This window comes from Aeromonas sp. 603607 (assembly GCF_049171595.1).
Classification (GTDB): Bacteria; Pseudomonadota; Gammaproteobacteria; order Enterobacterales; family Aeromonadaceae; genus Aeromonas; species Aeromonas veronii.
The window spans coordinates 135,657-148,679 of the sequence record NZ_JAAKOV010000006.1; the positions used below are offsets into that span (position 1 = coordinate 135,657).

Consider the following 13,023-nt stretch of genomic DNA (forward strand, 5'->3'; position numbering starts at 1 on the left):
TCAATATTCGATAATAGAAATAGGTTTTGTGTGTTTTTTTCTTCAAAATAAGCCGTTATTTAATGAGGTATCGTCAATGGGAGTGCAAAAAAATGCCGGAAAATTACCGGATCGATAATCTCGATCAGGCCATCCTCACCGCTCTGATGGAGAATGCGCGGATCCCTTACGCCGAACTTGCGAAACAACTGGCGGTCAGCCCGGGCACCATCCATGTGCGGGTGGAGAAGATGAAACAGGCGGGGATCATCGAGGGGACACGGGTGCAGGTTAACCCCAAGAAGCTGGGTTACGACGTCTGCTGCTTTATCGGGATCAATCTGAAGAGTGCCAAGGATTATCCCTCGGCACTGGCCAAGCTGCAGGCGCTGGACGAGGTAGTGGAGGCTTACTACACCACCGGCCACTACAGCATCTTCATGAAGGTGATGACCCGCTCCATCGACGAGCTGCAGATAGTGCTGATCAACAAGATCCAGACCATCGACGAGATCCAGTCCACTGAAACCCTGATCTCGCTGCAAAACCCTATCCTGCGGGATGTGAAGCCTTGAGGTGGGTTGTATAAGGGGTAGGGCGTAGAGATCCATCTCCCGTGCGAAACCCTGACCCCTTGATCAGGGTTCGATATAGGGGATGGCGTACTTGTCGTAGAGGGCCTTGAGGCTGCCGTTGCGCTTCATGCGCAGCAGTTCGGCATCGTAGGCGGCCATCAGAGCTGGGGTCTGTGCATCCGCTCGTGCGCGGGCCCAGGTGTTGAAGTAGGGGCTGCTCTTGAGCGGTTTGGGCAGGTAATCGACCTTGCCCGTCAGCCCCTCCTCCTTGATCTGGGTGAAGGCGGTGACCAGCGGCATGGGCACGGTATCGATGCGTCCGGCCAGCAGTTTGCGCAGTTGCAGCTGGTTCATGGTGATCTCCTGAAACTGATAGGCCGGGTCGGTCATGGCCGCTGCCAGTTCAGGGGTGTAGGAGAAATCCTTAGTTACCCCGATGCGCCAGGGTTTGAGATCGGCCAGCGTTTCGTAGCGGATCTTCATCAGGTCCGCCTTACGCACGAAGAAGTGCCAGCTGTGGCGAAGATGGGCCTGTTGGGGATAGATGAGATAACTCTCCCGCTCCGCCTTGTAGGAGTGGGTCATCACCAGGTCGCAGGCGCCGGTTTCGGCATTACGGGTGAGGCGGGCGCCGGAGTCGGCCAGCTCGATCCGAAAGGGCGTCTCCAGCTTGTCGAAGATGGCGGTGACGATGTCGATATCGAGTCCGCGGGGTTTCTGATCGGCATCGAGAAACTTGAGCGGGGGCTCCATGGTGCCGCAGATCACCAGCTCTTTGGCGGGCAATCCGAGTGGAAACAGCAACCAAAACAGGGGGATCACACGCAAACTACGTCTCCTGAGCCCGTTTGAAGATATTCCAAGACCTGATTCCAGTATATTGGATGGCACCTGATCCGTTAGAAGCGACTGTTTATGGCAAATCCTGAAATCGAGAGCCCGCTGGACGGGATCGACAAGTTGACCGTCTCGCTCTACCGCCTTGGCTTGAGTGCGGCTGCCCTGTTGCTGCTTTGCCGCGGTGCGGCGCTGCTGAGCGGGATGGCACTGCTTCCGTCGGCACAATGGTTGATGTCGCTGGCAGTGGCAAGCGCAATCTGCGGCTTCTCGCTGCATATCTACGACAAGCGGATTCGCCTGATTCTGCAGGGATTTGGTTGGGGCGCGCTGGCCCTGGCTGCGGTAGGAGCGCCGGATGCGCTGGTGCTGGGAGCGGCCTTGGCGACCCTCTCCGGGCTGGCGTTCAAGGAGCAGTTTTGCTTCTCGATTCCCGGCATCAAACTGGTGCCCATTTTGCTGCCGGCGTTATGGCTGCTGGAGTGGTTGCGGGTGGAGTGGGCCGCCGCATTGGTGGCGCTGGTATGCGGGGCCCTGTTGACCTTGCTGGCGCTGGCCAAGTGGCGGATGCCCCTGCACTTCGATATCGGTGACAAGGGGCGTTACCAGATCTAGGTCTGCTGGCACACCTTCATCTGCTGGTTGAGGGCCTGCATCACCTGACGGCGGCTGATGATGCCGATCACCTTGCCCTGTTGCAGCACCGGGTAGATCTTGGGCTTGGCATCGGCCATCTGGCGAGCCAGATCCAGAATGCTCTCATCCGGCCCGACCGAGAGGGGCGAGCGGTTTATCAGATCCTCCACCCTGGTGCGGGTATCGCAGTGGTAGCTGCCGGTGAGCAGGCTGGGAATGCAGTCTTGTTCGGAAAGAAAGCCGATAAGCCGTTTTTGCTCATCCAGCACCGGCAGGCCGCCAAGACCCGATTGATGCAGGCGATCCAGCGCCTCGGCCAGGCCGAGTCCGGCAGTGAGGGAGTGGGTCAGGCGACCCATGTGGTGGTGTACTTTCAGCATGGTGGTGACTCCGCAAGAGGGGGATGCCGCCACTATGACGCGGGTGGGTGGCCCGCGACCAATGGCTTGTGCCGCAGAGATTGATAGGCACCGGCCATCGGCGGTGATCCGCTGGCAGGCGGGCTTCGTTCATGCAAGACCATGAAAGGGAAAGGAGATCATATGCGTGCATTGGTAACGGGCTGTGGCCGTCGACTCGGATTTTATCTCTGTGAACAGCTGGTGGCAGCGGGTTGGCAGGTGACGGGCAGCTATCGCAGCGAGCGGCCGGAGCTGGCCACGCTGGCGGCATTGGGGGTCGAACTGGTGCAGGCGGATTTTGGCCGGGAAGAGGACGTTGGCAAGCTGATCGATGTGCTGGCTGCCCATCAGGATCTGGCGCTGGTGATCCACAACGCCTCTGCTTTCGAACCTCAGGCAACTGATCCGGCGGCGCAACTGGCCCAGTTCGAGCAGTTCTACCGGGTACACATGGCGGCCCCCTTCCAGCTTAACCGGGCGCTGGCCCCTCAGCTTGCCAGCAACCCCAACGCCAGCATCATTCACATCACCGATATCTATATCCATGCCCCGGCCCCCCGTTTTGCCAGCTATGTGGCCACCAAGGCGGGAGCCCATTCGCTGGCCATGAGCTTTGCCCGCGAGCTGGCGCCCACGGTTCGGGTCAACACCATAGAGCCAGGGCCGATCCTGTTTCTCGATGAACATGACGAGAGCTGGCGCCAGCAGGTGTTGGCGAAAACGCCGCTGGCGCGGGAGGGGGGACTGGAGCCCATCTGGCAGGCGGTGCAGCTACTGGTGGGGAACAGTTATATGACGGGTGCCAGCATCAAGGTAGATGGCGGGCGTGCTCTGGCCAACCTCTGAGGGGTTGCCGAGCACCAGCGGCCCCAGCCCGACCTGCCGGGTCAGCAAGCCCTTGCCGGGTTTTAGCTTGCCCGACTGGGCGGGGAGCGTCACTTGCAGCGCCACCTTGGGGTCATGCACCTCGCCATGGCCGTAGAGCTCTGCCAGCAGCTCCGCCAGATAGGAATCGACCTCTGCCGAGGCAAAGTCACCGCTCCTGTTGCTGGCCAGAATATCGATGTCGAGTGGCCGGTCGTGCACCTTGCAGAGCGGATCGCTGCGATCACGGCCGTGAGCCACCTCGAGGGCGACAAAGTGCTGCTTGAGGCGGGCGGCATCGAGCGGGCTCTCCACCACCAGCAGGCAGTTGAGAAAGTCGTGGCTGGAGTGCATTCCCACCGGCTTGGTGAGGATCACCGAACTCAGCCGAAGGGGACCGACGTTCTCAAACAGCTCGGCCAGCGCGCGGCTGACATGGATATGCGGGTCAATATTGGAACCAATGCTACACAGATAGAACATGCTCACCTTCCCGGGGTTGGGCTCATCTGAAATGTATACGCAGCTCACGGTTATCGGATTAACTATGGCTTAACATTGTCTTATCTATTGTGATCCGGCACTGATTGGCAGAAAGGAGGTTTGCATGAGTGTGGAGCTGAAATGGGCGCTGTTGACCGCTTCGGGTGCGCTGGCGCTGATCATGATTATCTGTCTGGCCTCTGTCGCGTTGGCGTGAATCACCACAATCCAGATAATCCAAACCGGCCTGTTGGCCGGTTTTGTTTTTCTGGGCGGTGCAGCTATGCTGGCGCACCGGTGAGAACGCAAGAGAAGAGATGATGACCAAGGTTCGCCCACGCTCCCTGCTGCAGGTGGTATTGATGGGATTCGTGCTGGTATTGATGCCGCTGGGCGGCATGATCTGGCACAACAGCACCTCCCTTGCCCACCTCAGCCAACTCACCAGCGACGAGATGGAGCGGGCGGTCAAGGATACCCGCCGCGCCACCCTGCTGACGGCGCAGGCCATCGATATCGAACGCACCTTGCGCCGCTTCGCGGTGCTGGGTGATCGCCGCAGCCTCACCAGCTACCAGCAGCAACTCGACGGGTATCGGGTGTTGCTGGCAGAACATCGCAGCTCTATCTCCGACGGTCAGCTCTACAGGGGGCTCGATCAGGGGCTGGCCTGGCTCGACAGCTTGCAGGATGCCGCGCTGGCCCAGGCTGCGGTGGCGGGGGACAAGCTAGAGCTGTTTAACGATGCCAACAAGCAGCTTGAGATGGTCACCCGCAGCCGGGTTGACGAACACATGGAGCGGGTGCGACTCACCATCGCCGGACTGACCAGGGAGCTCTGGTGGGTGAGCGGCGCTGTAGCGGCGCTCAGCCTGCTGATGGTCTTTATCTTCACCTACCTGATCATCCACCCGGTACGACAGATTGAGTCGCGCATCTTGAGCCTAGGGGCGGGGGTCGAGCCGGATCCAAGGCCGGTAGATGGCCCCGCCGAGCTGGTGTTGCTGGGGGAGCGGATCCTCTGGCTTTACGACAAGCTCAAGGAGCTGGAGCAGCAAAAGTACCAGTTTCTGCGTCATGTTTCCCACGAGCTCAAGACCCCGCTAGCGGTGCTGCGGGAGGGGTCGGATCTGCTCTGCGAGCAGCTGGTCGGGCCGTTGACGCCGGATCAGCTGGAGATCTGCCAGATGCTGGACGAGAGCAGTCGGCGTTTGCAGACCCTGATCGAGCGGCTGCTCGACTTCAACCGGCTCAGTCAGCAGGAGGCCTTCGAACTGGAGCCCGTCCCCCTGCTGCCCATGCTGTCAGAACTCACCATCGAGTACCGGTTGGCATTGGAGTCCAAGCAGATCCGTGTACACTTGCCGACCGGGCCGGTTACCCTGTGGGCGGAGCCCTACCGGTTGAGACTGATCCTCGATAACCTCTTCTCCAACGCAGTCAGTTACGGCGCCAGCGGGGGCAATATCTGGATCAGGGCAGGGCAGGATGAACAGACAAGCTGGCTGGAGGTAGCCAACGAGGGGCCAGAGATCCCCGCTGCCGATCAGCAACGTATTTTTGAACCCTTCGAACAGGGCAGTACAGTGCGGCAAGGTGTATTGAAAGGCTCTGGTATGGGTCTCTCTATCGCCCGTGAGTCTGCCCATAGCCTCGGAGGTGAGTTGGTTCTGGTAAGAGATGAACAGGCAGATGTCTGCTTCAGGTTGACGTTGAAAAGAGAACTATGAAGATACAGCGCGTATTTCCAGCCCTGATGATGGGGTTGCTCGCGGGTTGCGGCCTGCTGCCACAGCACGAGCAGCAGAACACCTCCGATATCGCTTTTGCCAAGCGGATGGAGTTTGCCAACAAGGAGATGCAGGTACGTCTGCAATACTCCGACTGGTTGCTGGCCAGCCATCCCCAGCAGCGTGTGCAGGAGCGTCAACGCCTGAAAGGGGCGGGAGATCTTGAGAGCCGGGTCAGTCTGGCGATGGTGGATTCCCACCCGGCCGAATCGGTGGCCAATCGTACTGCCGGGCTGGTGCGCCTGAAGCAGATGCTGCCCGAGCTGGGTCTTGATGCACAGGCTTTTTTGCGCAGCTGGATCGCTCTCGGAGAGCAGTTGCTGGCTCGCGACAGCCGGCGTGATGATCAGAGTCAGGAGATCCAGCGGCTGCGTCGTCAGATCGAGCAGCTGACTGCCATCGATGACCAGCTCAACCAGCGCAAGCTGAACGAGAATCGTGAGGCTATACCATGAGCCGGATCCTGTTGGTGGATGACGACGTCAGCCTGCTCAAACTGATGAGCATGCGGCTGCGCAGTCAGGGTTATGAGGTGGATACCGCCGACAGTGCGGAGGGAGCCCTTGATCGGCTGCGCCAGCAGCGGGCCGATCTGGTGTTGAGCGATTTGCGGATGGGGGGGATGGATGGCCTTGCTCTATTCGAGCGGATCCAGGCCCAGTGGTTGGGGCTGCCGGTCATCATCATGACTGCCCACGGCACCATACCGGACGCTATTCAGGCCACCCGCTCCGGCGTCTTCAGCTTTTTGACCAAGCCCATTGACAAGGATGAGCTGCTGGCCACCATAGAGCATGCTCTCAGCCTGACCCGGCCGAAACAGCAGCAGGAGTGGCAGTCACTGATCCTGACCCGCAATCCCCAGTTGGAACAGTTACTGATCCAGGCTCACAGCATCGCCACCATGGAGGTGCCGGTACTGATCATGGGGCCGTCAGGCTCCGGCAAGGGGGCGATGGCGCAGGCGCTGCACCAGGCCAGCCAGCGCCGCGACAAGCCGCTCCATACCATCAACTGCGCCGCCATTCCGTGGGCGTCACTCGACTTGCAGCTGTTTGGTGAAGATGGCCAATCCGGTCTGTTCGAGCAGGCCAAGGGGGCGACCCTGTTTCTCGACGAAATTGGCAGCCTGTCGGAATCCTTGCAGGCCAAGCTGCTGCAGGTGATGGAGGAGTATGGCCAGGGCACGCCGGAGGTGCGTGTGCTCAGCTCCAGCCATCAGGATCTGGTCAAGGCGATGGAGGAGGGACGCTTTCGGGAAGATCTCTTCTATCGTCTCAACGTCGCCAATATCACCTTGCCGTCTCTCAGTGCCCGCAGTGAAGACATTCCGCTGCTGGCCAGACAGGCGCTGGATGATTATCGCTGCCGCCACAGCGACTGCGCCGCCATGGGCTTCTCGCCGGAGGCGCTGGCGATGCTGGCCGCCGCTGCCTGGCCCGGTAACGTGCGTCAGCTCTGCAATCTGGTGGAGCAACTCGCCAGCCTCTGTTGCAGCCCGGTGATCGGGGTCTCCATGGTGGAGTCCGCCCTGAGCGGCGGCGGTGGTGGCATCCCTTCCTTCAACGAGGCTCGTGCCGAATTCGAGAAGGAGTATCTGATCCGTTTGCTGCGCACTACCGAAGGCAACGTGACTCTGGCGGCCAACCTGGCGGGCAGAAACCGTACCGATTTTTACAAGTTATTGAATCGGCACGGTATCGAAGCAGCAAACTTCAAATCGAAGGGATAAATCAGGCGGGATCAACCACCGCCGGAGCGGCATCGGCTTTTTGGGTTTTATGGGAGAGCCAGAGGCCGCTCGCCTTCATCAGGTAACCGAACAAGGCGCCAATGATGAGGGAGGGCAGGATCAGCCGCCACTCGCCAGCCGCCCCGAAGGTGGCACAGCAACCGGCAAAGGTGCCGGGAATGTAGCCGAGCCACTGCTGCTTGGCCTGTACGCACATCAGGGTTGCGACCACCCCCGTCATCACATAACCCGCCACACCCGCTCCCCACAGACTATCGCCATGGATCAGCAGCAGTGCCCACAGCATGCCGCTGGTGTTGCAGAAGATGGTCTGCAGCAGCGCCTTGTAGCCACCGCTTGACGCGAAATAGCTGGTGCAGCCGAGAAAGCCGACCCAGGAGATAAGGCCGAACGCGACGGCAATCCAGCCCCAGACGGCGGAGAGAATTCCAGTGGTGATGGCGATGGCGATCAGTGGGCTCATGGGCGACTCTTCAGTTGGCTTCGCAAAATGGGCAGCCTACCCCCGGCAATCGGGGCGGCAAGCGGGGGCCGAATTGTGTGTGATCTTCATCACCCTTTTCAACTCAGGAATACGCTTGCGCTCGCGAAAAAAATTCATTGGTGACCGGCCTGACAGTCGGCCATAGTTAGAGGCCCTGTCCTGCTCATGGAGTGAGTCTGATGGCGCCAAATGTGATCGTTCCCCTGCTGGTGTTCGTAGTCCTGTTTCTGGTCGGCACCATGGCCAAGGCACTGCCCCTGCACCACATGATGTAAATTTGTGTGAAATAAAAATCTGCCGGGGCGGGTCTTATCCATACTGCCTCACTCAGCCCCGGGAGCTTTTCATGTTGATCAAGCGTCGTACCGCCCACCCCCTCACCGAACAGGATGTCACCCCGGAAGCCGTCTATCAGGACCGCCGCCTTATTCTCAAAGGGCTGGGTCTGGGCGCGGCTACTCTGGCGTTTCCCACTCAGGCCGGAGTGCTCGACCTGCTGCGTGGTAAAGAGGATGCTCCCCAGTTAGCCACCAAGCCGCTCAACAGCAAGCCTGCCGAGCGCCCGGCCAATCTGGTACTGACACCGGAAGAGAAGGCCACCAGTTACAACAACTTCTATGAGCTGGGCACCGACAAGTCCGACCCGGCTCGCAACGGCCATTACCTCAAGCCCGAACCCTGGACCCTCAAGGTGGAGGGGGAGGTGGCCAAGCCTTTTACCCTCGATGTGTGGGATCTCATCAACAAGAGCGAGCTGGAGGAGCGGATCTACCGGCTGCGCTGCGTCGAAGCCTGGTCCATGGTTCTGCCCTGGAATGGCATCTCGCTGGCGGAGATCATCCGCCGTGCCGAGCCCACCGGTCGTGCCAAGTTTGTCGCCTTCGAAACCCTGTTTGATCCGAAACAGCTGCCGGGGCAGGCCTCCAGTTTGGGGGGCGGCATCGAGTATCCCTACGTCGAAGGGCTGCGTATCGACGAGGCGATGCACCCTCTCTCTTTCCTTGCGATGGGACTCTACGGCAAGACCCTGCCCGCCCAGAATGGCGCGCCTATCCGGTTGGTAGTGCCGTGGAAGTACGGCTTCAAGAGCATCAAGAGCATCGTCTCGATCCGGTTGGTGGAGGAGATGCCGCCGACCACCTGGAACCTGCTGGCTCCCAACGAATATGGCTTCTACGCCAACGTCAACCCGCAGGTGGATCATCCGCGCTGGAGTCAGGCCAGCGAGCGCTTTATCGGCGAGGGCGGGGTGTTTGGCGCCAAGCGTCAGCCGACCCTGATGTTCAACGGCTATGGTGACGAAGTCGCCTCGCTCTATCAGGGGATGGATCTGCGCCAATGGTACTGAGATTGAAACCGGCCCATATCAACGGCTTGCGGGCACTGGTGCATCTGGGCGCTCTCGGCTTCCTGCTCTGGCTGGGGTTTGCCATTCCGGCAGGCCTGCTGGGGGGCGATCCGGTGCCCGAGCTTATCCACTACCTCGGCAAGGGGGCGCTCAACCTGCTGCTGCTCACCCTGCTGGTGTCACCGCTGGCCAAGCGCTGGCGGCAGGGGCAGCTCATCAAGCTGCGCCGCCCCCTCGGGCTCTGGTGTTTTGCCTGGGCGCTGCTCCACTTCATGGCGTGGCTGGGGCTGGATCTGCAGTTTGACTGGGGGCTGATTGGCGGCGAGCTGATCAAGCGCAGCTACATAGTGGTGGGGATGGTGGCATTGCTGCTGCTGGCCGCCCTCAGCATCACTTCGCTGCCCGCATTGCAGCGCCGCATGGGCGCCGCATGGCAGAAGCTGCACAACTGGGTCTATGCCATCGCCCTGCTGGTGCCGGTGCACTACTGGTGGTCGCTCAAGAGCGGTTGGGGGGAGCCCCTCGTCTACCTGCTGCTGGCCTGCGCCCTGCTCTGGCCGAGACGGGAGAAGCTGCTGCGCCCCATGCGGGGACGCTGGAATGCAAAAGAGGCCTAATCGGCCTCTTGTTGTTTGATCTCGCCGGTGTAGGCATCGACGATGAGATATACCGTCTGATCCTGGCGATTGAGGGTTTTGACCTCGAATTTGTCCCCTTCCAGCTCCACTTCCCGAATGTCGTGATACCCTTGCGCCAGCAGGAGTTTGACCAGCCCGGCCATATCGAGACGGCTCTGTGCCGCCCAGCTTGTGGCGCTCAACAGGCAAAGGATCAGCAGGAAACTGCGCGGGATCATATTCATTCCGGATTCATGGCTGGCAGACTATAAACGCCATTATGTTAGGTTTTTGGAGATGAATCATCCATGAATAGAGCGCTCCCTCTGCTCGGGTTATTGCTGCCGGTGCTGGCACAGGCGGTCACGCCTGATGAAGCCCAGCTGCAGCAAGCTGTCCATGAGGGACGGGTTCGGCCCTTCCATGAAATGATGGAGGTGGCGGCCAGGTTGCCGGTACGGGTGTTGCGGGTGGATCTGGGAGAAGAGGATGGTATCTGGCTCTATGAACTGCGCGTCATCGATCGGGAAAACAGCGTGATCAAGGTAGCCTATCGGGCCGACAACCTTGAGCTGGTGTGGGCCAAGGGCCACCACCTGGAGCGTCTGTTCGAACCGCCTGTCTCTCCGATCGAGGATGATGAATAACCCCAGAGTGGAAATCTGTTCATGCGAATTCTGATTGTTGAAGATGAAAAAATCCTGGCCGGCCAGCTGGCTGAGCAGTTGCGCCTCTCCGGCTTTGTCACCGACCTCTGCCATGATGGCAACGAGGCCGGTTTTCTCGGCGAGACCGAACCCTACGATGCCATCATTCTCGACCTCGGCCTGCCTGGACGCGATGGCCTGAGCGTGTTGAAGGAGTGGCGCAGCAAGGGGATCGATACGCCGGTGCTGGTGCTGACCGCCCGTGGCCAACTGCACGAGAAGATTGAGGGGCTAAACGCCGGTGCCGATGACTACCTCACCAAGCCGTTCCAGGTGGCCGAGTTGGTGGCGCGGGTCCATGCGCTGGTGCGACGGGCTGCCGGCAATGCCAGCTCCGTTCTGGAGATTGGCGGGGTGCGGCTCGATATGGCGGCCTCCCAGGTGTGGTACGAAGGGACCCCCATCAAGCTGACCGCCCACGAGTTCCGGGTGCTGGGTTATCTGATGCAGCACAGGGGCAAGGTGGTATCGCGCAGCGAGCTGATCGACCACATCTATGCCCAGGATTTCGATCGTGACTCCAACACCGTTGAGGTGTTCATCGGCCGGATCCGCAAGAAGACCCATCCAGACTTGATTGAGACAGTGCGTGGTCTCGGATACCGGATCAACGAATGAGGTTGGTCCGAACCCTTCGGGGGCGGCTGCTTGCCATTGCGCTGGTGTGGTGCGGGCTGTTTCTGTTCGCTACCGGCTTCAGCCTGCAGACCATGATGCGCAACTACTGGCAGGAGGCAGAGGCTGACGGCTTGCGCCTGCAACTCTACGATCTGCTCTCCCGGTTGGAGGTGGAGAAGAGTGGTCTGCCTGTGGTGATCGAACCGATGGCCGATCCCCGTTTCAGCCAACCTTACTCCGGCTACTACTGGCAGCTGGAACTGGGGGAAAATGTGGTGGGCCGCTCCCGCTCCCTGTGGGACACCCATCTGGTGAGCCATGGCCTCAAGTCTGCCTTTGGCGATCCTGACCTCTTTTTTGGCAAGGGACCCAACAAGGAGCCGCTGCTGATCATGACCCGTACCGTGCTGTTGCCCGGTTCGGATCGGGTCTTTACCCTGGTGATGGCCAAGGACAGCAGCACCCTGATCCAGACCCTGAAGAAAACCCGCATCAGCCTGTTCCTCGGTCTCGGTTTTGCCGCCGCCGGTCTGGTGCTCGGCTTCATGTTCCAGATCGTCTACGGTTTGCGGCCGCTGCACCTGCTACGCCGTGAACTGGGGCGGGTTCACGAGGGTCATCAGGAGGGATTTCGGCTGCGCTATCCGCTGGAGATCCAGCCGCTGGTGGAGGATATCAACCGGCTGCTGCACCACTACGGCGAGCTGCTGCAGCGGGCCCGTGCCCACACCGGCAATCTTGCTCACGCCCTCAAGACGCCGCTCAGCATCATGCGCAATCAGGTGGCACAGTTGCCGCCGGAGGATCAGGCCGCCATCGGCGAGCAACTCGACCAGATCCAGCGCCATATCGACTATCACCTCGGCAAGGCGCGGGTGACCGGCGCTGCCAAGATCCTCGGGGTGTCGACCCCGGTGCGGGCGCGGGTGGAGTATATCTGCCGCGCTTTCTCCCGCCTCTATCCGGGCAAGGCGGTGGATCTGCAGGTGCCCGCCAATCTGGCGGTCGGGGTGGAGGAGCAGGATTTCGACGAGATGGTGGGCAATTTGCTGGAGAACGCCTTCAAGTGGTCAGCCAGCGAGCTGCGTATCTCCAGCGCCGAGCTGGGGGGCTGGATCACCCTGCGTATCGAGGATGACGGCCCCGGCATGAGCGAGGATCAGATCGCCAAGGCGGTGCTGCGCGGGGTGCGGCTCGACGAGAAGGTGCCGGGTTCCGGTCTCGGCCTCAACATCGTATCCGATCTGGCGGAAGCCTATCGAGGCAGCTTTATTATGGGCCGCGCCGAACTGGGCGGGCTGGCCGCCTCCCTCTCGTTGCCCAAGGTGGCAAGGGTCGAGAGCTAGGCATAAGATATGGCATTTGTTTTAGCCTGAGGAAGAGAACCATGACCGACGATCCGTGGGCCCTGTGCCATCTTGACGATTCATTCGATGCCTCTGTACTGGGGGTCAAGGGCGCCCAGATCCAGTGGTTTGAAGATCGGGATGGCCTGATTGCCTATCTGCTGGAAGATTATGCCGATCTGCTGGCCGATGTGGGCGAGCTGGACGAGGAGCAGACTGAACAGGCGCGTGAGCGCTTCACCCTGCTGGTGGAGCAGAGCTTTGACGATCGCACCCTGATGGATGCTATCAACGATCTCGCCTCCGGCTTGCGCCGCATCGCCTGGTTGGGGCCACTCTCGGAGCTGGCGGAGATCAGCGACGACTTTGCTTCCGGTCTGCGCCGTTACTTCTGGAGCCAGTACGATGGCGATGAAGATGACCCGGACGCCTGGGTGCCGGAAGAGCTGTGGCCGCAGCTGGTGGAGTGCGCGCAGGAGTATATGGAAGAGGGGGATTTTTAAATCTGTCCGGACTATGTGTGCTCTTTGGCAGACAGATAAAGAAACGGCGCCTTGATGGCGCCGTTTTTATTGGGTGGCAATC

The 13,023-nt window shown here is 60.4% G+C and carries 18 protein-coding genes; 13 read left to right on the plus strand and 5 right to left on the minus strand.

Annotation, left to right across the window (positions count from 1 at the left end; genetic code table 11):
* The first annotated feature begins 92 nt into the window (after nucleotides 1-92).
* Nucleotides 93-554, plus strand: a complete 462-nt coding sequence (asnC, locus tag G5315_RS08140; protein WP_005339783.1) for a transcriptional regulator AsnC — start codon at nucleotides 93-95, stop codon at nucleotides 552-554.
* A 63-nt stretch (nucleotides 555-617) separates the two neighbouring features.
* Here the strand turns inward: asnC and G5315_RS08145 are convergent, their stop codons facing one another.
* A complete protein-coding gene (locus tag G5315_RS08145) occupies nucleotides 618-1,382 on the minus strand; it encodes a substrate-binding periplasmic protein (RefSeq protein WP_139741276.1) in 765 nt (254 codons plus the stop codon).
* Nucleotides 1,383-1,469: 87 nt separating this feature from the next.
* Between G5315_RS08145 and G5315_RS08150 the strand changes: the two genes are divergently transcribed.
* On the plus strand, nucleotides 1,470-2,006 hold the full coding sequence (locus G5315_RS08150) for a DUF2301 domain-containing membrane protein (RefSeq protein WP_213388076.1): 537 nt from the start codon (nucleotides 1,470-1,472) through the stop codon (nucleotides 2,004-2,006).
* Here G5315_RS08150 and G5315_RS08155 read toward each other — a convergent pair.
* Nucleotides 2,003-2,407 carry a CBS domain-containing protein gene (locus G5315_RS08155; RefSeq protein WP_421263258.1) on the minus strand — a complete coding sequence of 135 codons (405 nt, stop codon included), beginning with the start codon at nucleotides 2,405-2,407 and terminating at the stop codon, nucleotides 2,003-2,005. The two genes, G5315_RS08150 and G5315_RS08155, sit on opposite strands and share 4 nt — an antisense overlap.
* A 162-nt stretch (nucleotides 2,408-2,569) precedes the next feature.
* Here G5315_RS08155 and G5315_RS08160 point away from each other — a divergent pair, with 162 nt between their 5' ends.
* Complete coding sequence (locus tag G5315_RS08160) at nucleotides 2,570-3,274, plus strand: SDR family oxidoreductase (protein ID WP_421231100.1); 705 nt, start codon at nucleotides 2,570-2,572, stop codon at nucleotides 3,272-3,274.
* Here the strand turns inward: G5315_RS08160 and G5315_RS08165 are convergent.
* Nucleotides 3,200-3,775, minus strand: coding sequence for a 2-amino-4-hydroxy-6-hydroxymethyldihydropteridine diphosphokinase (locus G5315_RS08165; protein WP_421263257.1), 576 nt, complete (start codon nucleotides 3,773-3,775; stop codon nucleotides 3,200-3,202). The two genes, G5315_RS08160 and G5315_RS08165, sit on opposite strands and share 75 nt — an antisense overlap.
* Nucleotides 3,776-3,899: 124 nt before the next feature.
* Between G5315_RS08165 and G5315_RS08170 the strand changes: the two genes are divergently transcribed.
* From G5315_RS08170 to G5315_RS08185, 4 genes are all read left to right on the plus strand, one after another.
* On the plus strand, nucleotides 3,900-3,992 hold the full coding sequence (locus G5315_RS08170; protein WP_216952243.1) for a YnhF family membrane protein: 93 nt from the start codon (nucleotides 3,900-3,902) through the stop codon (nucleotides 3,990-3,992).
* 103 nt (nucleotides 3,993-4,095) lie between these two features.
* Nucleotides 4,096-5,505, plus strand: a complete 1,410-nt coding sequence (locus tag G5315_RS08175) for a sensor histidine kinase (protein ID WP_421209119.1) — start codon at nucleotides 4,096-4,098, stop codon at nucleotides 5,503-5,505.
* A complete protein-coding gene (locus G5315_RS08180; RefSeq protein WP_421332869.1) occupies nucleotides 5,502-6,020 on the plus strand; it encodes a hypothetical protein in 519 nt (172 codons plus the stop codon). Before G5315_RS08175 ends, G5315_RS08180 begins: the two co-directional genes overlap by 4 nt.
* Nucleotides 6,017-7,297, plus strand: coding sequence for a sigma 54-interacting transcriptional regulator (locus G5315_RS08185; protein ID WP_216952241.1), 1,281 nt, complete (start codon nucleotides 6,017-6,019; stop codon nucleotides 7,295-7,297). The genes G5315_RS08180 and G5315_RS08185 overlap by 4 nt, the downstream gene beginning before the upstream one ends.
* A 1-nt stretch (nucleotide 7,298) precedes the next feature.
* Here the strand turns inward: G5315_RS08185 and G5315_RS08190 are convergent, their stop codons facing one another.
* Nucleotides 7,299-7,781, minus strand: coding sequence for a DUF1097 domain-containing protein (locus G5315_RS08190; RefSeq protein ID WP_005339809.1), 483 nt, complete (start codon nucleotides 7,779-7,781; stop codon nucleotides 7,299-7,301).
* A 367-nt stretch (nucleotides 7,782-8,148) separates the two neighbouring features.
* Between G5315_RS08190 and msrP the strand changes: the two genes are divergently transcribed.
* Together msrP and msrQ are read left to right on the plus strand one after the other, a co-directional pair.
* A complete protein-coding gene (gene msrP / locus G5315_RS08195; protein ID WP_421332870.1) occupies nucleotides 8,149-9,150 on the plus strand; it encodes a protein-methionine-sulfoxide reductase catalytic subunit MsrP in 1,002 nt (333 codons plus the stop codon).
* A complete protein-coding gene (msrQ, locus tag G5315_RS08200) occupies nucleotides 9,141-9,767 on the plus strand; it encodes a protein-methionine-sulfoxide reductase heme-binding subunit MsrQ (protein WP_421332871.1) in 627 nt (208 codons plus the stop codon). Before msrP ends, msrQ begins: the two co-directional genes overlap by 10 nt.
* On the opposite strand, the gene G5315_RS08205 is transcribed toward msrQ, so the two are convergent.
* Nucleotides 9,764-10,012, minus strand: coding sequence for a PepSY domain-containing protein (locus G5315_RS08205; RefSeq protein ID WP_041234022.1), 249 nt, complete (start codon nucleotides 10,010-10,012; stop codon nucleotides 9,764-9,766). The genes msrQ and G5315_RS08205 overlap by 4 nt on opposite strands.
* Nucleotides 10,013-10,075: 63 nt before the next feature.
* On the opposite strand from G5315_RS08205, the gene G5315_RS08210 reads away from it, so the two are divergent.
* Genes G5315_RS08210 through G5315_RS08225 form a run of 4 tightly spaced genes read left to right on the plus strand, consistent with a single transcriptional unit; the run spans nucleotide 10,076 to nucleotide 12,941 of the window.
* Nucleotides 10,076-10,414, plus strand: coding sequence for a PepSY domain-containing protein (locus G5315_RS08210; protein ID WP_139741269.1), 339 nt, complete (start codon nucleotides 10,076-10,078; stop codon nucleotides 10,412-10,414).
* A 21-nt stretch (nucleotides 10,415-10,435) separates the two neighbouring features.
* Complete coding sequence (locus G5315_RS08215; RefSeq protein ID WP_005341873.1) at nucleotides 10,436-11,092, plus strand: response regulator transcription factor; 657 nt, start codon at nucleotides 10,436-10,438, stop codon at nucleotides 11,090-11,092.
* Entirely contained in the window at nucleotides 11,089-12,438 is a 1,350-nt protein-coding gene (locus tag G5315_RS08220) for a sensor histidine kinase (protein ID WP_421332872.1), read from the plus strand. Before G5315_RS08215 ends, G5315_RS08220 begins: the two co-directional genes overlap by 4 nt.
* A gap of 41 nt (nucleotides 12,439-12,479) precedes the next feature.
* Complete coding sequence (locus tag G5315_RS08225) at nucleotides 12,480-12,941, plus strand: hypothetical protein (protein ID WP_421332873.1); 462 nt, start codon at nucleotides 12,480-12,482, stop codon at nucleotides 12,939-12,941.
* The last annotated feature ends 82 nt before the right edge of the window (nucleotides 12,942-13,023 follow it).

Excerpts from the sequence above, each read along its gene's own strand:
- asnC (WP_005339783.1), top strand. The coding sequence starts at position 93 with ATGCCGGAAAATTACCGGATCGATAATCTCGATCAGGCCATCCTCACC.
- G5315_RS08150 (WP_213388076.1), top strand. The coding sequence starts at position 1,470 with ATGGCAAATCCTGAAATCGAGAGCCCGCTGGACGGGATCGACAAGTTG.
- G5315_RS08155 (WP_421263258.1), bottom strand. The coding sequence starts at position 2,407 with ATGCTGAAAGTACACCACCACATGGGTCGCCTGACCCACTCCCTCACT.
- G5315_RS08160 (WP_421231100.1), top strand. The coding sequence starts at position 2,570 with ATGCGTGCATTGGTAACGGGCTGTGGCCGTCGACTCGGATTTTATCTC.
- G5315_RS08165 (WP_421263257.1), bottom strand. The coding sequence starts at position 3,775 with ATGTTCTATCTGTGTAGCATTGGTTCCAATATTGACCCGCATATCCAT.
- G5315_RS08170 (WP_216952243.1), top strand. The coding sequence starts at position 3,900 with ATGAGTGTGGAGCTGAAATGGGCGCTGTTGACCGCTTCGGGTGCGCTG.
- G5315_RS08175 (WP_421209119.1), top strand. The coding sequence starts at position 4,096 with ATGACCAAGGTTCGCCCACGCTCCCTGCTGCAGGTGGTATTGATGGGA.
- G5315_RS08180 (WP_421332869.1), top strand. The coding sequence starts at position 5,502 with ATGAAGATACAGCGCGTATTTCCAGCCCTGATGATGGGGTTGCTCGCG.
- G5315_RS08185 (WP_216952241.1), top strand. The coding sequence starts at position 6,017 with ATGAGCCGGATCCTGTTGGTGGATGACGACGTCAGCCTGCTCAAACTG.
- G5315_RS08190 (WP_005339809.1), bottom strand. The coding sequence starts at position 7,781 with ATGAGCCCACTGATCGCCATCGCCATCACCACTGGAATTCTCTCCGCC.
- msrP (WP_421332870.1), top strand. The coding sequence starts at position 8,149 with ATGTTGATCAAGCGTCGTACCGCCCACCCCCTCACCGAACAGGATGTC.
- msrQ (WP_421332871.1), top strand. The coding sequence starts at position 9,141 with ATGGTACTGAGATTGAAACCGGCCCATATCAACGGCTTGCGGGCACTG.
- G5315_RS08205 (WP_041234022.1), bottom strand. The coding sequence starts at position 10,012 with ATGAATATGATCCCGCGCAGTTTCCTGCTGATCCTTTGCCTGTTGAGC.
- G5315_RS08210 (WP_139741269.1), top strand. The coding sequence starts at position 10,076 with ATGAATAGAGCGCTCCCTCTGCTCGGGTTATTGCTGCCGGTGCTGGCA.
- G5315_RS08215 (WP_005341873.1), top strand. The coding sequence starts at position 10,436 with ATGCGAATTCTGATTGTTGAAGATGAAAAAATCCTGGCCGGCCAGCTG.
- G5315_RS08220 (WP_421332872.1), top strand. The coding sequence starts at position 11,089 with ATGAGGTTGGTCCGAACCCTTCGGGGGCGGCTGCTTGCCATTGCGCTG.
- G5315_RS08225 (WP_421332873.1), top strand. The coding sequence starts at position 12,480 with ATGACCGACGATCCGTGGGCCCTGTGCCATCTTGACGATTCATTCGAT.